This is a genomic window from Kribbella caucasensis, from assembly GCF_004361855.1.
Lineage (GTDB): Bacteria > Actinomycetota > Actinomycetes > Propionibacteriales > Kribbellaceae > Kribbella > Kribbella caucasensis.
On record NZ_SNWQ01000003.1, the window covers coordinates 25,430 to 46,296 of the forward strand.

General features: G+C 67.5%; 23 protein-coding genes. 10 read left to right on the forward strand and 13 right to left on the reverse strand.

Annotation, left to right across the window (positions count from 1 at the left end):
• Positions 1 to 141: 141 nt before the first annotated feature.
• Positions 142 to 639 (reverse strand): peptidase inhibitor family I36 protein, encoded by a 498-nt coding sequence (locus EV643_RS07480; RefSeq protein WP_133799260.1) that lies wholly within the window; start codon positions 637 to 639, stop codon positions 142 to 144.
• Between the two features lie 226 nt (positions 640 to 865).
• On the opposite strand from EV643_RS07480, the gene EV643_RS07485 reads away from it, so the two are divergent.
• Both EV643_RS07485 and EV643_RS07490 read left to right on the forward strand, forming a co-directional pair.
• Complete coding sequence (locus EV643_RS07485; RefSeq protein ID WP_133799261.1) at positions 866 to 1,765, forward strand: hypothetical protein; 900 nt, start codon at positions 866 to 868, stop codon at positions 1,763 to 1,765.
• A gap of 37 nt (positions 1,766 to 1,802) precedes the next feature.
• Positions 1,803 to 2,387 carry a hypothetical protein gene (locus EV643_RS07490; RefSeq protein ID WP_202869439.1) on the forward strand — a complete coding sequence of 195 codons (585 nt, stop codon included), beginning with the start codon at positions 1,803 to 1,805 and terminating at the stop codon, positions 2,385 to 2,387.
• On the opposite strand, the gene EV643_RS07495 is transcribed toward EV643_RS07490, so the two are convergent.
• A complete protein-coding gene (locus EV643_RS07495; protein WP_133799683.1) occupies positions 2,371 to 3,201 on the reverse strand; it encodes a Sco1979 family transcriptional regulator in 831 nt (276 codons plus the stop codon). The two genes, EV643_RS07490 and EV643_RS07495, sit on opposite strands and share 17 nt — an antisense overlap.
• 204 nt (positions 3,202 to 3,405) lie before the next feature.
• Here EV643_RS07495 and EV643_RS07500 point away from each other — a divergent pair, with 204 nt between their 5' ends.
• The gene (locus EV643_RS07500; RefSeq protein ID WP_133799262.1) at positions 3,406 to 4,242 is read left to right on the forward strand and encodes an SAM-dependent methyltransferase; all 837 of its coding nucleotides are present in this window, start codon (positions 3,406 to 3,408) and stop codon (positions 4,240 to 4,242) included.
• Here the strand turns inward: EV643_RS07500 and EV643_RS07505 are convergent.
• On the reverse strand, positions 4,239 to 4,826 hold the full coding sequence (locus tag EV643_RS07505) for a helix-turn-helix domain-containing protein (RefSeq protein ID WP_133799263.1): 588 nt from the start codon (positions 4,824 to 4,826) through the stop codon (positions 4,239 to 4,241). The two genes, EV643_RS07500 and EV643_RS07505, sit on opposite strands and share 4 nt — an antisense overlap.
• 69 nt (positions 4,827 to 4,895) lie before the next feature.
• Between EV643_RS07505 and EV643_RS45430 the strand changes: the two genes are divergently transcribed.
• From EV643_RS45430 to EV643_RS07520, 3 genes are read left to right on the forward strand one after another with little or no spacing between them, the layout of a single operon-like run.
• Positions 4,896 to 5,585 carry an AzlC family ABC transporter permease gene (locus EV643_RS45430; RefSeq protein WP_133799264.1) on the forward strand — a complete coding sequence of 230 codons (690 nt, stop codon included), beginning with the start codon at positions 4,896 to 4,898 and terminating at the stop codon, positions 5,583 to 5,585.
• A complete protein-coding gene (locus tag EV643_RS07515; protein ID WP_133799265.1) occupies positions 5,582 to 5,905 on the forward strand; it encodes an AzlD domain-containing protein in 324 nt (107 codons plus the stop codon). The genes EV643_RS45430 and EV643_RS07515 overlap by 4 nt, the downstream gene beginning before the upstream one ends.
• 26 nt (positions 5,906 to 5,931) lie before the next feature.
• The gene (locus EV643_RS07520) at positions 5,932 to 6,648 is read left to right on the forward strand and encodes a hypothetical protein (RefSeq protein WP_133799266.1); all 717 of its coding nucleotides are present in this window, start codon (positions 5,932 to 5,934) and stop codon (positions 6,646 to 6,648) included.
• A gap of 81 nt (positions 6,649 to 6,729) precedes the next feature.
• Here EV643_RS07520 and EV643_RS07525 read toward each other — a convergent pair whose 3' ends face one another.
• The 3 genes from EV643_RS07525 to EV643_RS07535 form a co-directional block, all read right to left on the reverse strand.
• Positions 6,730 to 7,374 (reverse strand): class I SAM-dependent methyltransferase, encoded by a 645-nt coding sequence (locus EV643_RS07525; RefSeq protein ID WP_133799267.1) that lies wholly within the window; start codon positions 7,372 to 7,374, stop codon positions 6,730 to 6,732.
• A gap of 3 nt (positions 7,375 to 7,377) precedes the next feature.
• On the reverse strand, positions 7,378 to 9,366 hold the full coding sequence (locus EV643_RS07530) for a spermine/spermidine synthase domain-containing protein (RefSeq protein WP_238165427.1): 1,989 nt from the start codon (positions 9,364 to 9,366) through the stop codon (positions 7,378 to 7,380).
• Positions 9,367 to 9,528: 162 nt separating this feature from the next.
• Positions 9,529 to 10,395, reverse strand: a complete 867-nt coding sequence (locus EV643_RS07535; RefSeq protein ID WP_133799269.1) for a S1 family peptidase — start codon at positions 10,393 to 10,395, stop codon at positions 9,529 to 9,531.
• A 322-nt stretch (positions 10,396 to 10,717) separates the two neighbouring features.
• Here EV643_RS07535 and EV643_RS07540 point away from each other — a divergent pair, with 322 nt between their 5' ends.
• Positions 10,718 to 12,181 (forward strand): LCP family protein, encoded by a 1,464-nt coding sequence (locus tag EV643_RS07540; protein ID WP_133799270.1) that lies wholly within the window; start codon positions 10,718 to 10,720, stop codon positions 12,179 to 12,181.
• A 7-nt stretch (positions 12,182 to 12,188) separates the two neighbouring features.
• A complete protein-coding gene (locus EV643_RS07545; protein WP_133799271.1) occupies positions 12,189 to 13,217 on the forward strand; it encodes a glycosyltransferase family 2 protein in 1,029 nt (342 codons plus the stop codon).
• Here EV643_RS07545 and EV643_RS07550 read toward each other — a convergent pair.
• Positions 13,214 to 13,855: a YitT family protein gene (locus EV643_RS07550; RefSeq protein WP_133799272.1), complete on the reverse strand. Its 642-nt coding sequence runs from the start codon at positions 13,853 to 13,855 to the stop codon at positions 13,214 to 13,216. The two genes, EV643_RS07545 and EV643_RS07550, sit on opposite strands and share 4 nt — an antisense overlap.
• Positions 13,852 to 14,907: a histidinol-phosphate transaminase gene (hisC, locus tag EV643_RS07555; RefSeq protein WP_133799273.1), complete on the reverse strand. Its 1,056-nt coding sequence runs from the start codon at positions 14,905 to 14,907 to the stop codon at positions 13,852 to 13,854. The genes EV643_RS07550 and hisC overlap by 4 nt, the downstream gene beginning before the upstream one ends.
• A 101-nt stretch (positions 14,908 to 15,008) precedes the next feature.
• Here hisC and EV643_RS07560 point away from each other — a divergent pair, with 101 nt between their 5' ends.
• Together EV643_RS07560 and EV643_RS07565 are read left to right on the forward strand one after the other, a co-directional pair.
• Positions 15,009 to 15,473, forward strand: a complete 465-nt coding sequence (locus EV643_RS07560; protein WP_202869440.1) for an Lrp/AsnC family transcriptional regulator — start codon at positions 15,009 to 15,011, stop codon at positions 15,471 to 15,473.
• A gap of 118 nt (positions 15,474 to 15,591) precedes the next feature.
• Positions 15,592 to 16,266 carry a type IV toxin-antitoxin system AbiEi family antitoxin domain-containing protein gene (locus EV643_RS07565; RefSeq protein ID WP_166665349.1) on the forward strand — a complete coding sequence of 225 codons (675 nt, stop codon included), beginning with the start codon at positions 15,592 to 15,594 and terminating at the stop codon, positions 16,264 to 16,266.
• A gap of 249 nt (positions 16,267 to 16,515) precedes the next feature.
• Here EV643_RS07565 and EV643_RS07570 read toward each other — a convergent pair whose 3' ends face one another.
• The 5 genes from EV643_RS07570 to EV643_RS07590 form a co-directional block, all read right to left on the reverse strand.
• The gene (locus tag EV643_RS07570) at positions 16,516 to 17,325 is read right to left on the reverse strand and encodes an ABC transporter ATP-binding protein (RefSeq protein WP_133799276.1); all 810 of its coding nucleotides are present in this window, start codon (positions 17,323 to 17,325) and stop codon (positions 16,516 to 16,518) included.
• Complete coding sequence (locus EV643_RS07575) at positions 17,312 to 18,202, reverse strand: ABC transporter permease (RefSeq protein ID WP_133799277.1); 891 nt, start codon at positions 18,200 to 18,202, stop codon at positions 17,312 to 17,314. The genes EV643_RS07570 and EV643_RS07575 overlap by 14 nt, the downstream gene beginning before the upstream one ends.
• A gap of 75 nt (positions 18,203 to 18,277) precedes the next feature.
• The gene (locus EV643_RS07580) at positions 18,278 to 18,979 is read right to left on the reverse strand and encodes a tyrosine-protein phosphatase (protein ID WP_133799278.1); all 702 of its coding nucleotides are present in this window, start codon (positions 18,977 to 18,979) and stop codon (positions 18,278 to 18,280) included.
• Positions 18,980 to 19,014: 35 nt separating this feature from the next.
• Positions 19,015 to 20,121, reverse strand: coding sequence for an iron-containing alcohol dehydrogenase family protein (locus tag EV643_RS07585; RefSeq protein ID WP_133799279.1), 1,107 nt, complete (start codon positions 20,119 to 20,121; stop codon positions 19,015 to 19,017).
• Positions 20,109 to 20,846: a phosphocholine cytidylyltransferase family protein gene (locus EV643_RS07590; protein WP_133799280.1), complete on the reverse strand. Its 738-nt coding sequence runs from the start codon at positions 20,844 to 20,846 to the stop codon at positions 20,109 to 20,111. The genes EV643_RS07585 and EV643_RS07590 overlap by 13 nt, the downstream gene beginning before the upstream one ends.
• Positions 20,847 to 20,867 lie beyond the last annotated feature (21 nt).

Sequence of the window (20,867 nt, forward strand, 5' to 3'; positions counted from 1 at the left end):
CGGATGTGGGTACTGGGCGGAAATGCTCGGCCGGGAATGTCCCGGCCGAGCAATTCCAGCGGCGGTCTGGATGACCGCTAAAGGTGCCGGATACCCGTCATTCTGTCATCAATTGGCCTGCGGTTCGCGCTGCGCCGGGATTCAGCCGCACGAGCCGCTTTCCCACTTGTGTGAACGGAGCAGGCGGGATGTGTTGAGCGTGCCCTGGGCGCCGCGGGGAATACAGCCGACCGAGGTCTGGTAGTTGATGCTGGTGTAGTAGCGGACGCCGTTGAAGGCGGTGCTGGTGCCGTTGTTGCGCACCGACTCGACGCTGTCGCTCCTGGCCCAGGAGCAGGTGACGGTGCCTGCCAGCCAGTTGTCGTCGGCGCCCGACCATGCGCACCTTTTGCCGGTTCCACCCGAGCCGGAGAAGAAGCAGACAAAGCCGCTGGAGCACTCCCACGCAGCCAGGAACGCCTGCTTCTCCTCGTCCCACGCCAGGTCGACATCTTCGGCGATCTGGCCCATGTCCAGGATGGCGGCTGGTGCGCCGGTGGATGCGGTCTCCGCGTTGGCCTGAGCGGTCGGCGCGGACACCGCCAGCATGATCGCGAGTACCCCCAGAATAGCGAGAACTGATTTCTTGAGGAATTTCATGAGTGCTCCAATCCGAATTCATGAGACTGCCGGGACATTCCGGTGAATCAGCTGATTGGTTCGGCCCGAACGCTAGTGCAGAGATTTGCCTTGCGCAAGCGGCAATCCGCGCCGTTTTGGTACGGGTGAGGTACGGGCAGCGCGCCGTCGTCGACATTCCCTAAAATGCACCACGGCGACCGAAGAAATCCCGCCAATTCGAACCCTTTTTGGAGGATCTCCCATTATGCGCAAGTCCATCGTGGCTGTTGCGGCGGCGCTGACCGTTGTCGCGACCGGTCTCGTCGTGGCCGGAGTCGTCGGGACCGCCCGGCCGGCGTCCGCGGCGCTCAGTGATGTTCCCGCGGACTGCAGTGTGTCCACTGCGGCGTACCGCTCCGACGGTCAGCGGCTCACCTACGTGTACAGCGACAGGCTGACCAGTACTAAGGCCTATGCCAACGACAAGCTTGGCTGGGTGCCATCGGCGCATCAGCAGATCGGCGCAAGCGGCGACGACACTGCCTTCAACAGCAGCGAGTTCGCCGCCCATCCGACCGATGGCTACATCTACCTGCTGAGCCGTCGGGGCGAGCTGATCGACGGCTCCTGGAAGATCACGAAGAACACCTCCACCCGGGTCAGGGCGGGGTTCGGAGGTACGCGCATCCTTGCGCATGGATGGCCGTACCTCTACCGGGTCGTGGGCACTTCGCTCTATCGCTACACGCAGTCCTCCTCCTCAGACGGTGCTCCCACCCTGACGTCACCGGTGAAGCTGGCCGGTACCGGCTGGGACAAGGTCAACACCCTGACCTACGAGCGCACCGGCGGTACGGGCACCGGCACCGTGGACGTGCTGATCGGCACCAAGGCCAACGGCGAGCTCAAGGAATGGCGGATCAACCGCGCCACTCCGACGACGATCAACTCGTCGGTACTGCGCTCGAGCGGCTGGGCATCGTTCACCAGCCTCAGCACCGGCTACTGCGACGCCCATCCCAACGGCCGGCCCCTGCTCGGGATCACCGCCGCCGGCACTGCCTCCGTGCGCTTCGACGCCAAGAAGACGGACTGGGTCGGCACGGACATCAAGGGCGGCTCTCTCGGCTCCCTCGGCTGGACCGCCCATGCCTACGGCCAGTAGGGACAGACCGATGCGAGTTCATCCGGGGCAAGTTGTCGTGAATCGATACGTGGATCCGGTGAGCGTCCTGGGGACGCAGGTTGCCAAGCGAGTCGAGCCGTTCGGGGACGGGCGTCGGTATGTGCGCGCCGGGCAGTGGGCGTGGTTCCTGGCCTGGCTGGTGGACTTCGTGGTGGTCGTGTTCGGTGTGGGGATCGGGCTCGTTGCGCTGGGGCTGATAGACCGCCAGGCGGACCTCGGCAACGGGGCATCGGCGCTCGCCCTGCTCGGGCTGCCGTTCGGGGTTCCCCTGGCGTACGGGTTGTTCTACGGCAACGGCCGGGCCCTGGGCGCTGTGCTGACCGGTACGCAGCTCGTCCGGCTGAAGGACGGTGGCCGGGTGGGCAACTGGGCGCCATGGGCCATGCTGATCCGGGTCTTGCTGCTGCCGCTCCTGCTCGTCGCGGTGCTGGCGAGTGCGTTTGCCGGAGGTGGAGGATCGCCGCCCGGGTCGTTCGTCAGGGTCAGTCTGGATGTCGACGCCAGCCGCCGGCTCTGGGCGGCGGAATCAGCCACCGCCGTTCCGGTCACGCTTCTGGCCGTGGCGCGGCCGGACCTCTGGGCTGCTACGGCAGGGACTTGATGATGTTCTTGAGCAGGTCCTCGGTTTCGCGCGGGGTGCCGGCGGCGATGGACAGGGCGTCCATGGTGACGACGTACTTGTCGACCTCTTCGCGCTTGTCCAGGTAGACCGCGCTGGTCAAGTGCTCGATGTAGACGACGTCGGGCAGGTCGGTGTCGGCGAACCGCATCAGGCTGAACGCGCCGCCGGTCGCGACGTACCCGCCGCGGTCGATCGGGATCACCTGCAGGGTGATGTTCGATCGGCTGGACAGCTCCAGCAGGTGTTCGAGCTGGTCGCGGAGCACCCGCGGACCACCGATCGCCCGGCGCAGCACGACCTCGTCGACGATCGCCCAGAGTCTGGTCGCGCGGCCGCGGGTGAGTATTCGCTGCCGGGCCAGCCGGAGCGCGACCAGCCGGTCCACCTCGGCCTTCGGCAGCGGCGCCTCGGCGTGTCCCAGCTGGGTGACCGCGCGGGCGTAGTCCGGGGTCTGCAGCAGGCCGGGGACGAACTGGACCTCGAAGGTACGGATCAGGCTGGCCGCCTCCTCCAGCCCGAGGTAGGAGTGAAACCAGGTCGGCGTGAGGTCGTCGTACCGCTGCCACCAGCCGGGGTTGTTGGCCTGCTGGGCGAGGTCGAGCAGCCGCGCCCGCTCGGCCGGATCGGTCACCCCGTAGAGGGTGAGCAGGTCGCCGACGTCGCGTGGCTTGAACCCGACCCGGCCGAGCTCGAGCCGGCTGATCTTCGACTCCGAACCGCGGATCGCCCAGCCGGCGTCGGCCCGGCTGATCCCTGCCTCCTCGCGCATCCGGCGCAGGTGGGCGCCGAGCATGATCCGCAGGGCGGTAGGCCCGCCCGGCGTGCCCGGCTCCTCGGTCACCGCTCCGCCTCCCCATCGGCAAATCGCGTCCTCAGCACAGATCTTTTCACGTCAGGTGGCCGGTTGCCGAGTCGCGACCCGCTACTCGGCGTGATGAGGAGCCTCCGATATGGATAAGCTCGGGTCGACAGCCGCTACGTCCCCAGCGAGGTCTCAATGCACCAGCCCACCGTGGCGCCCAGCTCGGTCCCAGTCGGCGTGGACACCACCCGGGCCAGCATTGCCCGCGTGTACGACGCCGCGCTGAACGGCAAGGACAACTACGAGGTCGACCGCGAGGTGCTCCGCCAGGTCGCCACGGTGGCCCCGCAGGTGAAGGATCTGGCCTGGTCGAACCGGAATTTCCTGACCCGGGCCTGCCGGTTCCTCGCCGGCCAGGCCGGGATCACGCAGTACCTGGACTGCGGCTCCGGCCTGCCGACCGCGGAGAACACCCACCAGGTGGTCCAGCGGCTGCAGCCGGACGCCCGGGTGCTCTATATCGACAACGACCCGGTGGTGCTCGCCCACGGCCGCGCGCTGCTGCAGGAGAACGACCAGACCCTGTTCATCAGCGCCGATATCTTCGACCCCGACGAGGTGCTCGGGACGCCGGAGGTGCGGGAGTTCCTCGACTTCGACCAGCCGATCGCGGTGATCCAGAACGGGACGCTTCACCACTACCTCGGCGAAGACTCGACCGAACTGATGCAGCAGTACGTCGATGCGGTGGTGCCCGGGTCGTACACGGTGATCGCGCACTTCCTGGACCCGCAGACGCCGGAGCACTCGGAGATCGCCCGGAAGATGGAGGAGAAGTTCACCCACAGCCCGATGGGCAGCGGGGTGTTCCGCACCTATGAGCAGATCCGGGCGATGTTCCCCGGGCAGGAGCTGATCGAGCCAGGCCTGGTCCTGTGCGACGAGTGGTGGCCGGACGGCCCCCGGGTGACTCCGCTCAACCAGGTGGAGGAATGCATCGCCGGCGCCGTCGGCCGCAAGCTCCCTGCTTAAGAGGTTTCCGAGATCAGTACGGCGGTGGTGTCGGGGGCGAGTGCCTGGAAGAGGTGGGGGAGGTCGCCCGGGTAGGCGATGTAGTCGCCGGGGTTGAGCTCGACCGGGTCGCCGATCAGGCCGATGAGGGCGCGGCCGGTGCTGAGGATGACGTGCTCGACGGTGCCGGGCATGTGCGGCTGCGATTCGCGGCCGGGACCGGGGGCGACGGTGATCCGGTAGATGTCGCGACGGGCGTTCGGCGGGCAGGACGCGACCAGGGTGGCGCTGTAGTCGGCGCGCTCGGAGTGGATCGCCGGGCCCTCGTTCGCCCGGATCACCTGGACCGTGGGCCGGGGTGGGTCGATCAGGTCGGCGAACTGGATCCCGAGCGCCACGCAGAGCGCCCAGAGCGTCTCCACACTGGGGTTGCCGGTGCCGGACTCCAGTTGGGACAGGGTCGACTTGGCCACGCCGGCCCGCTTCGCCACCTCGGTGAGGGACAGGCCGGTCCGGGCCCGTTCCCTTCGCAGCGATCCCGCGATCACATCGAGAGGCGCTCCACTTGATTCCTTTCCCACCCCACCACCCCGGTCATTCTGCATGCCTGTTCGCTCCATCGGTCCACTTGTTCGGCTTGACGAACGCAGTGCTTGGTGTTCATCATAAAACCCATGCGTTCGATTTGGCGAACATTGGATCGCGGTCTGGCCCGGGACATCGCGCTGGTCTGCCTGGCCGACGGCGTCGTCGGCATCTCGTACGGCGCGATCAGCGTCGGCGGCGGACTCGACCTGTGGGTGCCGGTGGTGCTGTCGCTGCTGGTGTTCGCCGGGGCGTCGCAGTTCCTGTTCGTCGGGATCGTCGCGGCCGGCGGGAGTCCGATCGCCGCGACCATCGCGGGGTTGCTGGTGAACAGCCGGCACGTGGCGTTCGGGCTGGCGATCAGCGATGTGATCGGGAGCGGCTGGCGGCGACTCCCGGGGAGTCACCTGATGACCGACGAGAACGTCGCCTTCGCCATCGGGCAGGACGAGTTGCGGCAGAAGCGGGCGGCGTACTGGGCCTGCGGGATCGGGATCTTCGTCTGCTGGAACGTCGGGGTGGTGATCGGCGCGCTCGCCGGATCGGTGATCACCGACACGGACGCGTTCGGCCTGGACGCGGCCTTCCCCGCTGTCCTGATGGCGCTGGTGTTGCCGGCGTTGCGGGATCGGGCGACGCGTACGGCGGCTCTGATCGGAGCTGGTGTGGCGCTGGTCGCGGTCCCCTTCCTGCCGGCGGGGTTGCCGGTGTTGATGGCGTTGGTGGGGCTGCTGTTCTACCGGCCGGTCCGGACGGGTGAGTTGGAGGGAGTGCGGTGAACAATCCGATGCTGGTGCTGGGCGCGATCCTGGTGCTTGCCGTGGGCACCTTTTCGTTGCGGATCGCGGGACCGTTGCTGCGGTCGCGGTTCGAGGTGCCGGTGCGGATCCAGCAGATGATGAGCGCGGCCGCGATCGTGCTGCTCGCCGCGCTGGTGGCGACCGCCGCGCTGACCGACGGCCACACGCACGCCGGCATCGCCCGGCCGGCCGGCGTACTGGTCGGTGCGGTGCTGGCGTGGAGTCGCGTGCCCTTCGTCCTGGTCGTCGTCGCCGCGGCCGCAACCGCGGCAGGATTACGCCTGCTTGGCATCCCCTAGCCACCTTTGCGCGTTAGCGTTCTGGTATGACGAGCTACCCAGGGCAGCCGGCGCCGCAGCGGAGCCGGACGTTGACGTGGATCGCGATCGCCTGTTTCGTCGTCGGGCTGGCGGTGAGCGGGTTCTTCGTCTCGCGGATCGTCAAGAACGTTCCCGAGACGCCGACCGCGGTCGAGAGCGGTCCGGTCCAGCTGGAGAAGGAAGGCCTCACCGTCTACGCCTCCCAGCCGGTGCTCACGCCGCCGTGTGAGGCGAAGGACGCGAGCGGCTCGGACATCCCGCTCAAGCAGCCGTCGGCCTCCGAGACGATCACCCTCAACAGCCGCACCTACTACGTGGTCGCCCGCTCGGTGAACCCGGTGCCGCCGCAGTCGGTCAGCGTCAGCTGCACCGACGGCGACACCAACGCCACGTACTACGTCGGCCCGAGGATGTCCGTCGTCGCCTTCGTCCTCTCCATCCTGGGCGCCGTCTTCGCCTTCATCATCTTCGTCATCGCCGGCGTCATCCTGCTCGTCGTCGACACCACTAAACGCCGCCGCTCCAACCGGCCCGGCAACACCTTCCCCGGCTCCGGCAACCCGCCCGGCAACACCTATCCCGGCAACCAGCCACCCCAGTTCCCCGGCAACACGTTCCCCGGCAACCAGCCGCCCCCGTACCCCACGCAGCCGCCCGGCAACCCGTACCCCGGCAATCAGCCGCCGTACCCCGGCCAGCAGGACTACCCGCCCCGCCAGTAGGACAGCCGCACCTCGGACAACATCACGGGACCTCGGACAGGTTTGTGTCATGTCCGAGGTCCCGCGATGTTGTTCAAGGCCCTAGCGGCTGCGGCAGCTTGCCAGCCAGAAGTAGGTGAGCTCCTCGTACTGGATCTCGGCGGCAACTGGACTGAGGTCGGCGAGCAGTTGGTCCTTAGTGGGGAAGTTCTTCAGTACTTCGTACTCGCGCCCGTCCGCGAGTCTCCTCGCCTGGTAAGTATCACCGGCATCCGTCGTCCGCGTGATCGGGTAGTTGCTGCCCTCGACGTATCGGTTGTCGGCCAGCACCACCAGTCCGCCAGGCCCGACGCGCTCGGCCAGCCCGTTGGCGAAGCGCGGGATGTCCGCACGCAGTACATGCGACCAGAAGAACCCGGCGAAGATCACCTCGACCTCACCAGGGATCGTGTCGAGCCGGTATACGTCGGCCGGCTGAAACCGAACCTCGGCGGGACCGAGCTGGCGGGTCCGGGCGATCGCGAGCGTCTCCTCGTTGACGTCGGTCGCGAGGATCGACCGCGCCGAGGTCGACAGCGCGGCCGTCCAGTACCCGGTCCCAGCGGCCACCTCCAGCACGGATTTCCCGGCAACGAGGTCAACCAGCGCCGATCGGAGCCGGCCCAAGTCGTGTGCACGTTCGGGCTTGGCGTAAACGGCGTCGTACTCCGGCGCACGCTCGCGGTAGTACTCCGTGAGGTCGGCCATCGCCTACCTCACGGCGACTTGCTTCGGGCGGAGGAGGAAGGCGCCGGCGTACAGGAGAGCGGCGACGATCAGGAGGCCGTCGAAGCCGATCAGCAGGGCGGCGTACTCGAGGCAGCCGCCGAGCATCGCGCCGAGCAGGTTGGCGCCGAAGCTGGCGGTGCCGTCGGCGGTGTCGGTGAACCGCTTGGCGAAGATCACGTTCGCCGCGAAGATCGGCAGGAACGCGATCAGCACCGCGACCAGCGCCCGCAACCCGATCGGCATCGAGAGCAGCCAGCCGTCCGGGAAGACCCAGCTCAGCAGCAACCCACCGAACAACACGACGTACATGGTCTTCAACGGTGGTGTCTTGAACCGCCTGGTCACTTCGACCGCGGCCAGGACGGCGACCAGCACGCCCGCGAACACGATCGCGTTGACCACCCACGTCGTACCGAACAGCAACGCGAATCCGGTGATGCTCTTCGTCTCCAGCAGCATGAATCCGGCGCCGAGCAGGAACAGGTCGGCGTACGGGCGCATCCGCCGGTACGACGAGCCGCCGCCCGCGATCCCGACCCCGATCACCCCGGCCACCAGGATCAGCCCGAGCGTGATCAGGTACAGCGACGGGATCCGGTCGGTGAACAGGTACAGGAACGGCCGGTTGTCCGTGGCCGGCGGCGGCGTGATCGCGGTCGGTCCGGCCCATGCGGTGGCGCAGGACTGGTCCGCCTCGGTGAGCCCGACCGTGACCACGGCCTGCTGCAGATCGTCACCCACCTTGTCCACACACGGCACGTGCCCGAACGCCTTCTGTGCCGTCGACGCGAGCCGGTCGATCAGCCAGGTCTCGCGGTAGTAGTTGTACATCGCGAACGCGCCGCCCGGCGCCAGGTGTTCCCGCGCGCTCTTGAACGCCTGCTCGGTGAACAGGTAGCTCTCCAGCCGCAGCGAGCTCGCGCCGTTCACCAGTGTCAGCGAGTCGGGCAGCGCCAGCAGGATCAGGTCGTACTTCTTGTCCGTCCGGGACAGGAACGCCCGCCCGTCGTCGATGTGCGACGTCACCCGCGGGTCCTGGTACGGGTGGTCCGGGTGCCGCTCGCGGCCGATGTCGCGAATCCGCGGGTCGATCTCGACGGCGTCGACGTGCTCGGCACCGTTGCGCAGGGCAACGGCCACGTCGGTGCCGGACCCGGCGCCGATGATCAGCACGTTCTTCGGCGCCTTGCCGGCCACCGCACGCTGGTACGGCAGCCCGTACTGCGGTTCCCACTGCAGCCGCTTCTCCGCCGGGATCGCCTGCTGATGCGGTACGCCGTTCACCGTGATCGTCAGCAACGGCGTGTTCTGCCACTCGAACGAGGACGTCTGCACCTTGTAGTACGGCGACCAGCTGTTCTCCGGGCGGGTGGATTCGTGGAACAGCACGCCGACCATCACCGCCAGCGGCGTGAGCACCAGCGCACCGGTCAGCACGGCGGCCGTCACCCGCGGCTGCGGGACCATCAGCACGAGGAAGCCGAGCGTGACCAGCAGGCCCCACCACACCGGCGGCGCCCCGAGGAACGACAGCAGCGTGAACGTCACGATTCCGGCCAGGCTGCCGATCAGGTCGAACCGGTACGCCGTGAGGCGCGGCAACTCGGCGAAGCACCGCCCGACCAGTTCGGCCGGCCCGGCCAGGACGATGGCCGCGGCGATGAAGACGATCGGCAGGATGACCCAGGTGGGCGGTCCGCTGGTGTCCAGGCTGGTGAAGTAGATGACATTGTCGCCGGACCGGTTCACCGTCACCGGTTTCCAGGCGATCACCGCGACCAGCAGGCCGAGCATCACGGGGGAGTAGTACGGCAGCCGCTTCGCCCGGCCGGACCGGAGGATGCCGATCCCGATCCCGAGGAACGAGCCGAGCAGCACGAAGTTCGAGAAGTAACTCAGGTGGACCACGTTCGACCCGGTCCAGCGGATCAGCGCGAGCTCGAGGAACAGCATCAGAGCGCTGGCGGCCACCAGACGGGTTCTCACCCCCAGCGGGTTCTGCCAGGGGTTCGCTGCGGCCAGAGGGGGCGTTGACGAGTCGACTGCCATGGGCGGCGACCATACCCGATCAGCAGTGGCACGGCGACCGACCGAGCGGTCGCCGTACCACGACTGTGATCGGCTACCGGACGGTCAGTGCCGGGCCGCCGGCTTGGCCAATTGGCAGCCGGCCTTGTTCAGATCGATCGTGCGGGACGCCGTCAGGCAGGTGTAGAGCCACCAGGTCTGCTGCCCGTACGCCGCACCCTGGTCGACCGTGATGTTGCCTTGTTCATCCACCTCGCACGGGTTGTTCACCGTGCACCGCTCGCCGTCCTCGTTACCGGTGTTGTTGACGCCGATCACCTCACCGGTGGAGGTGCTCACCACCGGTGATCCCGACGTGCCGCCGATCGTCTCGCAACCCGGCTGCTGGTACTTGATCGAGCTCTTCCAGGTCCAGTCGCCCTCGCGGAGCTCGGGGATCGTGGCCTGCACCGAGCAGGTGTAGATCCGCTTCCAGTATCCGGACACGACCGCCATGCCGGCGCCGTTCGCGGGGCCCTGCTTGGCCAGGGTCAGCGGGGTGACGCCGAGCCGGGAGTTGATCGACGCGTAGGTCTCGTTGACCTCGTAGACGATCATGTCGGTCTTGGTCATCGTGCCGTAGAGGATCCGGCGCGCGCGGACGGTCCCGGCGCGGCTGGAATCCGGCCGGAGCAGGGTGATCGACCGGGACGTCGAACGGTTCACCAGCACCTGGCCCGGGTCCAGGAACCCGCCTTCGTAGCAGTGCCCGTTGGTGAGCACCAGGGCTCGATCGGTTGCAGGAGATTCGGCGTACCGGACGAGCGAGGCGGAGCAGTTGCTGAGTGCGGCGATGCCGGTGAAGTCGGCGCCAGGTGCGGCGAGCTTCGGAGCTGTCTCGGCAGCTGTGTCGACCGCGAGGGCCTGGTTGCCACCGAGCAGCACTGTGCTCAGGGCGATCGCGGACACGGCAATGGAACGGATGAATCTCATGGGCGGTATTCCTTTGTCCTCACTGAAGCCTGCGACGGGGGGATGCAGACAGGGCGTGATGGCCCTGGGACTGTTCGTATCCGATCCGGCCGCCGGTGTTCCATCACAGGCGCGTGAAAATCACCGTTTCCGGGTCGCAGCAGGGGTTTCCCTCCGCGCGGGTGCGCCGGGGCGGCCGGTTTCGCTGCGTGGCAACACTGTTACGCTTCGTCTCCGGATCCGCCGGCTCGAACCAACGCCTGCACCGGTACGTCGTACCTGTGGGAACAGGTGACATGCGAGTGTCAGTACAGGCGCCGTACGGGAGAACGGGAAGGACGTCATGCCGCAGGAGAAAGCAGACCTGCGAAATCTCAGCGAGCCGGTGCGGTTCAAGCGAGCGCTGACGCTGCTGCTGATGACGCTGGTGCTCCCCGGATCCGCGCAGATCGCGGCGGGCAGCAAACGGGCCGGACGGTGGGCCTGGCGGGTGATCGCCGGGCTGGTCGCGATCGTGATTTTCCTGATCCTGCTGTCCCTGGTCTGGCGGTCCGGCACGATCAACATCCTGGTCTCACCGACCACCCTGCGGTTCGTGCAGATCCTGCTGATCCTGCTGGCGATCGGCTGGGCCGCGCTCTTCGTCGACGCGTACCGGCTGGGCCGGCCGCTCACGCTGGAACGGAATCACCGGCTGACGACGAGCATCGTGGACGGCGTCCTCGTCGTCCTGGTGGTCGGCGCCCTGATCTGGGGCAGCACGATCGTGTCGGCGCAGCGGGACTTCGTCGCCTCCGTGTTCGGCAGCGGGGAGAAGTCGAAGGCGGACAAGGGCCGGTACAACGTGCTGCTGCTCGGCGGCGACTCCGGCGCGAACCGGGTCGGCGTCCGGCCGGACAGCATCACCCTGGCCAGTATCGACGCCGACACCGGCCGGACCGTGCTGATCGGGCTGCCGCGGAACATGGCGAAGGTGCCGTTCCCGGCCGGGACCGAGATGGCCAAGCAGTTCCCGAACGGGTTCGAGTGGGACGGCTGCGGACACGACTGCTACCTGAACGGCGTCTACACCTGGGCGATGGGCCACAAGCAGTACTTCCCGGGCGTCAAGGAGCCCGGCCTGGTCGCCACCCAGCAGGCGGTCGAGGGGCTGACCGGGCTGAAGGTCAACTACTACGTGCTGATCGACATCGCCGGTTTCCAGCACCTGCTGGACGCGGTCGGCGGGATCACGGTCGACGTCGGCAAGAAGGTCCCGATCGGTGGTATCGGCAGCCCGATCAAGGGCTACATCCAGCCGGGCAAGAACCAGCATCTGGACGGTTACCACGCGATGTGGTTCGCCCGGTCCCGGGCGAACGCCAGCGACTACGAACGGATGACCCGGCAGAAGTGCGTGATGAGCGCGATGCTGAACCAGCTGTCGCCGCAGAAGGTGCTGACCAAGTTCCAGGGCATCGCCGCGGCCAGTAAACAGGTGGTCCAGACCAACATTCCGAGCGGCGAACTGGGGACCTTCACCGACCTCGCACTGGACTCGAAGAAGCTACCGGTGTCAAGCTTCTCGCCGGTCCCGCCACTCATCAAGACGGGTGACCCGGACTTCGACCTGATCCGTACCAAGGTCGCCGAGGCGATCGGAAAGTCCGAAGTGCTGGACAAGGCGGCCTCGGACGGGGACGGTAAGAAGCCGAGCACACCGAGTAGCGTGTCCACCAAGAAGCCGTCCAGCTCGACCAAACCCAGTTCGACCCCGTCCAAACCAACAGCCGACGTCGACGACGTCGCTCAGATTTGTAAGGCCTGACCTGAAGATGCCGCTGTCCAACTGGCCCCCGGTCTCCGTCGTGATGCCCGTGCTGAACGAGGAACGCCACCTCGAGGAGGCGGTCGGCCGCGTTCTCGAGCAGGAATACCCCGGCGATCTGGAGGTGGTGCTGGCCGTCGGGCCGAGCAAGGACCGGACCCAGGAGATCGCCGACCGGCTCGCCGCCGACGACAAGCGGATCACCATCGTTCCGAACCCGACCGGCAAGACCCCGGCCGGCCTGAACACCGGGATCGCGCACGCCCGGTACGACATCGTCGTCCGGGTCGACGGTCACGGCGTCCTGACCCAGGGCTACATCACCCGCGCGGTCGAGGTACTGGACGAGAGCGGCGCGGACAACGTCGGCGGCGTGATGGCGGCCGAGGGCAAGACGCCGTTCGAGATGGCCGTCGCGTGCGCCTACCGGTCCCGGCTCGGCCTCGGCGCCTCGACCTTCCACCAGGGCGGCAAGGCGGGCCCGGCGGACACGGTGTATCTGGGCGTCTTCCGGCGGGCAGCGCTGGAACGGGTCGGCGGGTTCGACGAGTCGATGCACCGGGCCCAGGACTGGGAGCTGAACTACCGCATCCGCAAGACCGGCGGCCTGATCTGGTTCAGCCCCGACCTGTCGGTCACCTACCGTCCCCGGTCGTCCCTGTCGGCCGTCGCCAAGCAGTTCTTCCACACCGGCCAGTGGCGCCGCGAGGTCATCCGCCGCCACCCGGAAACCGCCAACAAGCGGTACCTGGCCCCACCGGTCGCCGTCTCGCTCCTGGTGGTCGGCACTCTGCTCGGCATCATCGGCCTGATCACCGGCATCAGCCTGCTGACCCTGGGCTTCCTGGCCCCCCTCGGCTACGGACTCGCCGTCGTGGCCGGCTCTGCCATGGAAGGTCGCTACCTCCCCTGGAAAGCCCTCTTCTGGCTCCCCATGGTGATCGCCACCATGCACGTCTCCTGGGGCCTCGGCTTCATCGTCGGCCTCCAGGAACGCCCCACCGGCCCTGCCTTGACCTCCCCAGGCACCGCTTAGGCGCCGAGGTAGCGGCCGGGGCGGTGGGTCAGGGCTAGGACCAGGCCTAGGACGACTGCGCCGAGGGCGGAGCGTAGGACGTTGATGGGTGTGACTACGGCGAGGGCTGAGAGTACGACGATCGCGTCCAGTGCGAGTTGTACGTAGCCGGCTCGGAGGGCGTATCGCTCCTGCAGGATCAGGGCCAGGATGTTGAATCCGCCGAGGCTTGCCTGGTGGCGGAAGAGGATGAGTAAGCCCATTCCGGCTAGTAGGTTTCCCGTGACTGCTGCGTACGCCGGGTTCGGGTGGAAGTTGGGTGCGGCGAGGGGGTGGATGGATGAGAACGCCGAGACCAGGACGACGGCGATCATCGTCCGGATCGTGAAGTTCCAGCCCTTCTTCAGCACGGACAGGACGAAGAACGGTGCGTTGACCGCGAGGAAGATGACGCCGAACGGGAGCGGTGCGGCGTAGCTGACGAGAAGCGCGAGGCATGCGGTGCCACCGGTCACGGCGTCGCCGGTTTTCAGCAGGTACAGACCGAGGGACGCGACGAAGCTGCCGCTGAGGAGGGCGAGTACGTGGTCGGAGAGGGAGTGCGGGGCCGCCGGGTGTTGGGCCGCCGTACGGGGTGCGGAGATCGTCTGCGGGATCATGGCCGCGACCGTCGCAGTACTCGCAGCACTCGGTCGTTGGATTCGGGGTCGGCCACGGTGATCCGGATTCCGTCGTTGGGGTAGCCGCGGACCAGGATGTCCTCGGCGGCGAAGGCGGAGAGCAGGTGCTCGCGGAGAGCCTCGGTGGTGCGGATCCAGATGAAGTTCGCTTCGCTGTCGGGGATGCTCCAGCCGTACGTCCGCAGTACGGCCGTCATCCTCCTGCGTTCGGCGATCACCGGAACAACCCGTTCGCGCATCTCGTCGTACGCGTCGAGTGAGGCGATCGCGGCCTGCTGCGCGATGCTCGTCACCCCGAACGGGATCGCCGTACGCCGCAAGCCGTCGGCCAGCTCCGACGACGCGATCGCGTAACCGACACGCAGACCGGCGAGGCCGTACGCCTTCGAGAAGGTCCGGAGCACGCACACATTCGGGTGTCGCCGGTACGCCGACAACGCGGTCTCCGGCGTACCGGCGTACTCGAAGTACGCCTCATCGACAACGACCAGGACCTGCGGCGGCACCTGATCCAGGAAGGACTCGAGTTCGCTCGCGGTGATCGCGACACCGGTCGGATTGTTCGGCGAGCAGAGCAGTACGACCCGGGTGCGAGCGGTGATCGCGTTCACCATGGCAGCAAGGTCATGACCTTCGTCGCGCAGCGGAACGGGTACGGCCACGGCGCCCGCGAGGCCGACCACGATCGGATACGCCTCGAACGAGCGCCAGGCGAAAACCACCTCGTCGCCCGCGTCGCACATCGCCGTGATGATCTGCTGGAGTACGCCGACACTGCCGGGCCCGACGGCGATCTCAGCGGCGGTCACCCCGACGTGTTCGGCGATTCGCTCCCGCAGCTCGATCGAACTGATCTCCGGGTACCGATTGAGCCGCCCGGAAGCGTCCGCCACGACCTTGAGCACTGACTCGAGTGGCGGGTAGTGGCTCTCGTTCGACGCGAGCGCCGCCGCGAGCGCCGACTGAGCGCGCCGGCCGGGCACGTACGGCCGAAGGTCAGTGACTGCGGTGCGCAGAGCGGGATTGGTCATGTCAACGATGCTCAGGAGTCTGGAGCTCTGTGCGCAACCTCGCGCCGATCTGCTGGGACGAAATGTCGTTGCTAGGGCGATCTGGTGGCAATATGCACAACGTGGACACCCTTGACTCGCTTGACGCCCGGATCCTGCTGGCGCTCGACGATGACCCGGACGCGTCGATCCTGGCCCTCTCCCGGGCCCTGAAGATCTCCCGGAACACCGTCCACGCCCGGCTCCAGCGACTGTCCCGGAGCACCCTCCTGGGTTTCAGCCAACGCGTACCACCCCAGGCGATGGGCTACCACCTCGTCGCCTTCGTCTCCCTCGCCGTCAGTCAGACCGTTGAGGGCGCGAGCGAGCAACTCCAAGACATCCCCGAGGTGGTGGAGATCCACAACACCACCGGCCCGGCCGACCTCCTGGTCAAGGTCGTCGCCACCGACACCGACGAACTCCACCGCATCACCAAGTCCATCCTGGCCATCGACGGCGTAGAACGCTCCAACACCGCGATCTCCCTCTCCCAATCCATGCCCAACCGAACCCGAGCCCTCCTAGAACGAGCCGCAACCAGCTGACCCGGACGCGCTCCTCAAAGATTGTGATGCTTCATTTGATAGCGATACCGCTATAGTTTGAAGTAGCTATCTAGCGATAGCGCTTCAGTTAGTAGCGATATCGCTATACAATGCAGCTGTGTCCAAGTCGGAGTCGTGGCCGGCCGTGCTGACGGTCGCCGAAGAGCAGTGGGGCCTGGTGACCAAGCAACAGGTCGACGCCACCGGTGTCGCGTGGTCGACGCTGGCCCGACAGGCGCGAAACGGTGCGCTCGAGCACGTGGCGCATGGCATCTACCGGGTGCGGGGCGCTGGGAGCGTGGAGCATGCCGAACTGAGAGCAGCCTGGCTGCAGCTGAATCCCGCGGTTCCTGCGTGGGAGCGGGGTCCGGCTGACGGTGTGGTGTCACATCGTTCCGCGGCCGCGCTGTACGCGATCGGGCACCTCCCGGCCGACGTTCACGAGTTCACTCTCCCCGGCCGCAAGCAGAGCCGCCGCGCGGATGTGCGGCTGCACCGGGGGACGGTGGAGGCATCCGGTTGGACCGTGGTTCGCGGGCTGCCGGCTACTCGGCCGTACAGGATCGCCGCCGACCTGCTGGCCGAGCATGAGGATCCCGGGGCGATGGCCCAGCTCATCGCCGACGCACTGCGGTCGGGTTTCGACTATCCGGCCGCGATCGCTTCCGCAATTGCACCGTACGCCGCGGCGTACGGTCTGCGTCGCGGTGACGGGCTGGGGCTGCTTCGGTGGCTGCTGGACCTCAGCGGCGACCCGGAGCGGCAGGTGTGGCTGACCGACGCGGCGCGGTAGGCCGTGCGCGACAAGCTCCGCACGCAAGCCGAGGACAGTCCTTGGCAGCTGGGCGATCTGCAGCGCCAGTACGCCTACGATCAGCTGGTCGAGCGGTTGTACCGGCTTGACGCTGGCTGGGTGATCAAAGGAGCGACTGCCTTGCTGGCCCGGAGGATCTCGGTGCGGCACACAATCGACATCGACGTGTACAGACCGGGGCCGATCGCGGACGTCGAGCCGCCGGGCGGTTGCCTTGTGTTGAAGGGTTTAGCGTTTGCCGGTGGCTTCTTTGTTGTAGGCGTCTACTACTTCCTTGACGCCGCCGTCCATCCGGAGGACGCCCTTGTCGAGCCAGATGGCGCGGTTGCAGGTGTCCAGGACGACGTCGAGGGAGTGGCTGACCAGGAAGACCGTGCCGGCCTGGTCGCGGAGGTCCTTGATCTTCTGTTCGGAGCGGACCCGGAACTCCGCGTCACCGGTGGCCAGGGCCTCGTCGACGAGCAGGATGTCATGGGTCTTGGCCGAGGCGATGGCGAACTTGAGCCGGGCCGACATACCGGACGAGTAGGTCGACATCGGCAGGTCGATGAACTCGCCGATCCCGGAGAACTCGACGATCTCCGGGTACCGTTCCTCGATCTCCTCCGGTGACATGCCCATCGCGAGGCAGCCGAGGACGACGTTGCGGTCGCCGGTGAGGTCGTTCATCATCGCGGCGTTGACGCCCAGCAGGGACGGCTGGCCGCCGGTGTAGATGGCGCCGGAGGCGGGCGGCAGCAGGCCGGCGATGGCGCGCAGCAGAGTGGACTTGCCGGAGCCGTTGCGGCCGATCAGGCCGATCGCGTCGCCCTTGTACGCCGTGAAGCTGCAGTTCTTGACCGCGTGCACCTCGCGGATGGTCGGGCGGTCCTGGCGCTTCAGGATGCGCCGGAACGCGCTCGCCGCGGTGCCCTTGCCGCCGGAACCGGCCGTCACCTTGTAGATGATGTTGACGTTGTCGGCGATCACGGTGGGGACAGCATCGGACGCCGGCGTCGTAGCCGCCGGGGTCGGAGCTGCCGTTTCAGCCACGGCCATACCTGTCCTCCGCACGCCAGAAGTAGATGAACCCGCCGACCAGGCTGATCACGGCCCAGCCGACCGCGATCGGCCAGGCGTTCGGCAGCGCGTGCCTGGCGTGCTCTTCGAGCAACGCGCGCCGGGCGATGTCGATGTACGCCGAGATCGGGTTGAGCGCGAGGACGTGGATCACCCAGCCGGGGGCGTCCAGCGCGGCCAGCTTGTCCGGGATGGAGAAGAAGATGCCGGACGCGTACAGCCAGGTCCGGGTGATGAACGGCAGCAGTTGGCTGATGTCGGTCAGGAAGGTGCCCAGCCGGGCGAAGATCAACGTCATGCCGATGTTGAACATCGTCTGCAGCAGCAGTGCGGGGATGATCAGGAACCAGCGCAGCGCCAGCCCGTCGGACACGCCGACCATGACCAGCAGGATGCCCATCGAGATGAACATCTGGTTCAGCTCGTTGACCACGTAGGCCAGCGGCAGGGTCGCGCGCGGGAAGTGCAGGGTGCGGATCAGCGACAGGTTCGTCGAGATCGCCCGGGAGCCTTCCGTCATCGACCGCTGGGTGTAGGTGAACACGAACATCCCGCAGATCAGGAAGGCGGGGTAGTTGTGGATGCCCTTGGCGGTGCCCAGCAGGACGCCGAACGCCAGGTAGTACACGGCGGCGTTCAGCAGCGGGGTGAGCAGTTGCCAGATCGATCCCAGCCGCGCGCCCGCGTACAGGGCGTACGTGCGCGCGCGGGCGTAGGTGTAGATGAACTGGCGGCGGCCCCACAGATCACGGAGGTAGCCCCGGAACTCCGGTCGTGCGGAGCTCCTGGACAACCCGTAACGTTCGGCCACTGCCGCCATCTCAGCGGTCTTGGCCGACTCGGCGGCGGTTGACATGCGGGCCAATCTACTGGGCCCCAGCCTTCGACATCACATCGGCGCGCTCTGAACCGTTTCAGCCCGCACGCTGCGTCACGGCCGGAGCCGGTCGCGCAGCAACTTGAGCTGGTACGGCGTCAGACCGCCGTGCCGGAGGTACGCCTCAGGACCCCCGTACCGCGTACCGAGGTGGGCCAGGATCGCCACCAGCGACTCGGCCCGGGTGTCGCGGAACTCGATCATCTCCGGATGCAGCGACTCGTCGGGCTCCGCGGCGAGCTGCTCGGCCATCCAGCCGGCCAGATTCTCCTTGGTGAGGAAGTAGTCCGCGATGATCTCGTCCTCCGGTACGCCGGCCACGGACAGCGCGAGGGCGACCATCATCCCGGTGCGGTCCTTGCCGCCATGGCAGTGCACCACCACCGGACCGTCAGGCGCCTCCGCGATCGCCAGCACAGCAGCCGCGAACAACTCCGGATGCCTGTCCAGCATGTCGATACACGCGCCGACGATCGTGTCCTGCCCGTGTGGCGGATCGGCCGGATCCTGCAGCGGCATCTGCACCGCGACCGGGTCGTTCGCGAACGGCGACGGGAACAGCCGTAGCTCTTCCTCACCTCGAAGATCGAGGATCCGGCTCACCCCGGCGCGACGTACCGCCTCAACGCCTGACGGGTTCAGGAAGTGCAGGTTGTCCGCCCGGATCAGTACCCCTTCGCGGACCACCCCGCCATCACTGGTCGGCAGTCCACCGATGTCCCTGACATTCCTGCATCCCGGCCAGTTCAGCTGCATACGACCAGCCTGCCAGAACGCCCAATCGGAAACGCTCAGATCAGCCGGCCCTCCGGCGTGACCGCTCCGTCCGCGTTGATCCGCGCGAAGACGTGATCGTTGTACTCGTTGACCTTCGCGATGATCGCGGCCGGGCTGAGCCCCAGCTCCTCCAGGATCGTGAAGCGACCAGGACGGGTCTGTGGCGCGTAGTCGACGATCGCCGCGAACTCCTCCAGGCTGAAGCCGAGATCCACCGGCCGCACCGGCAACCCGTGCCGATGGAGACAGTCCACGGTCGCGGTGAACAGTTGCTGATCGCCACGCAGGAACCACGCGAACGCGGCCCCCAGCCCGACCTGCTCGCCGTGATAGACCCGCCGGTCCGGATGCATCAGGTCGATAGCGTGCGACACCTCGTGACACGCACCGGACGACGGTCGTGACGTCCCGGCGACGACCATCGAGAGCCCGGACAGCACCAGCCCTTCCGCCAGCGCGCTGAGGAAGTTGTCGTCGAGGATCCCGCCCGGATGGTTCATCACCGCGTTCGCGGACGTCCGGGCGAGGGATATCGCCAGCCCGTCGATCTCCTCACCGTGCAGCCGGTGGGATGCCTCCCAGTCGGCGACCGCGGACAGGTTCGAGACGATCTCGCCGATCCCGGACCGGATCGATCGCGGCGGCGCCTGGGCGACCAGGTCGAGATCGACCAGCACGGCGATCGGCGCCGGTACGCCGTACGAGCCGCGGCCGGCGTCGTTGTCCAGGGTGCTGATCGGCGACCCGATCCCGTCGTGCGCGAGGTTGGTGGCGACCGCGACCATCGGCAGACCGAGCCGGGCGGCCGCGAACTTGGTCACGTCCAGCACGGTCCCGCCGCCGATCCCGACCACCGCGTCGTACCGGTTCTTGCGAACCTGCTCGACCAGCTTGATCGCGGTGTTGATCGTGCCGCCCTCGACGGTGAACCAGTCCGCGTCGACCAGGTCGTGCTCGAAGGTGTGCTGAACGATCGGCCCGTACGTCGAACCGACCGCGATCGCGACCCGCCCGGACGTCGAGATCCGCTGGTCCGCCAGGATCTTGGCCAGCTCGGCCAGTGCGCCTCGCCGGACGTCGACGACCAGCGGCGCGGTGACGAACCTGGCTAGGAGGGGCATACGATCTCGCGGGCCCGGGCCAGGTCGTCGTGGTTGTCGATCTCCACCCAGTCGACCGAACCGATCGGGGCGACGTCGATCCGCAGGCCCTGGTCGACGAGGTGCTGGTAGCCGTCCTCGTAGTACAGGTTCGGGTCGCGCTCCCAGGTCTTGCGCAACGCCTCGGCGAGGTCGTCGGCGGCGGCCGGCTCGATCAGGGTGACGCCGATGTACTCGCCGGTGGCGTCGGCCGGGTCCATCAGCTTGGTGATCCGCGAGACGCCCTTGTCGGCCGTCCAGATCACTTTCATCTCCTCGTCGGCGAGGGACTTCTCGGTGTCGAGGGCAAGGATGATCCGCCGGTCGTCGCCGCGGGCCTCGAGCAGGGTGCGCTGGACCGAGGCCGGGTGCACCGTGTCGCCGTTGGCCAGCAGTGCACCCTGGCTGAGCAGGGAACGCGCGCACCACAAGGAGTACGCGTTGTTCCACGTCTCGGCCTTGTCGTTGTGCACCAGCTCGAGGCGGACGCCGTACCGGTCTTCGAAGTACGGGACCCGCTCCTCGACGGCGGCCGCGGCATACCCGACGACGATCGCGACGTCGGTCAGGCCGACCTCCGCGTAGTTCGCCAGGGTCAGGTCCAGCACGGTGGTCGGCGGGTCGATCGGAACGAGCGCCTTGGGCAACGTGTCCGTGTACGGGCGCAGACGGCGGCCCGCACCGGCGGCCAGGACTAGTCCGATCATTGCCCGATGGTACCGGCTCAG

Bases quoted from the DNA above. Each gene is read 5' to 3' on its own strand.
- EV643_RS07480 (WP_133799260.1), bottom strand. From the start codon at position 639: ATGAAATTCCTCAAGAAATCAGTTCTCGCTATTCTGGGGGTACTCGCG.
- EV643_RS07590 (WP_133799280.1), bottom strand. From the start codon at position 20,846: ATGATCGGACTAGTCCTGGCCGCCGGTGCGGGCCGCCGTCTGCGCCCG.
- EV643_RS07505 (WP_133799263.1), bottom strand. From the start codon at position 4,826: ATGCAGAATGACCGGGGTGGTGGGGTGGGAAAGGAATCAAGTGGAGCG.
- EV643_RS45430 (WP_133799264.1), top strand. From the start codon at position 4,896: ATGCGTTCGATTTGGCGAACATTGGATCGCGGTCTGGCCCGGGACATC.
- EV643_RS07525 (WP_133799267.1), bottom strand. From the start codon at position 7,374: ATGGCCGACCTCACGGAGTACTACCGCGAGCGTGCGCCGGAGTACGAC.
- EV643_RS07545 (WP_133799271.1), top strand. From the start codon at position 12,189: ATGCCGCTGTCCAACTGGCCCCCGGTCTCCGTCGTGATGCCCGTGCTG.
- EV643_RS07580 (WP_133799278.1), bottom strand. From the start codon at position 18,979: ATGCAGCTGAACTGGCCGGGATGCAGGAATGTCAGGGACATCGGTGGA.
- EV643_RS07495 (WP_133799683.1), bottom strand. From the start codon at position 3,201: ATGCTCGGCGCCCACCTGCGCCGGATGCGCGAGGAGGCAGGGATCAGC.
- EV643_RS07520 (WP_133799266.1), top strand. From the start codon at position 5,932: ATGACGAGCTACCCAGGGCAGCCGGCGCCGCAGCGGAGCCGGACGTTG.
- EV643_RS07550 (WP_133799272.1), bottom strand. From the start codon at position 13,855: ATGATCCCGCAGACGATCTCCGCACCCCGTACGGCGGCCCAACACCCG.
- EV643_RS07540 (WP_133799270.1), top strand. From the start codon at position 10,718: ATGCCGCAGGAGAAAGCAGACCTGCGAAATCTCAGCGAGCCGGTGCGG.
- EV643_RS07585 (WP_133799279.1), bottom strand. From the start codon at position 20,121: ATGCCCCTCCTAGCCAGGTTCGTCACCGCGCCGCTGGTCGTCGACGTC.
- hisC (WP_133799273.1), bottom strand. From the start codon at position 14,907: ATGACCAATCCCGCTCTGCGCACCGCAGTCACTGACCTTCGGCCGTAC.
- EV643_RS07485 (WP_133799261.1), top strand. From the start codon at position 866: ATGCGCAAGTCCATCGTGGCTGTTGCGGCGGCGCTGACCGTTGTCGCG.
- EV643_RS07535 (WP_133799269.1), bottom strand. From the start codon at position 10,395: ATGAGATTCATCCGTTCCATTGCCGTGTCCGCGATCGCCCTGAGCACA.
- EV643_RS07575 (WP_133799277.1), bottom strand. From the start codon at position 18,202: ATGTCAACCGCCGCCGAGTCGGCCAAGACCGCTGAGATGGCGGCAGTG.
- EV643_RS07570 (WP_133799276.1), bottom strand. From the start codon at position 17,325: ATGGCCGTGGCTGAAACGGCAGCTCCGACCCCGGCGGCTACGACGCCG.
- EV643_RS07500 (WP_133799262.1), top strand. From the start codon at position 3,406: ATGCACCAGCCCACCGTGGCGCCCAGCTCGGTCCCAGTCGGCGTGGAC.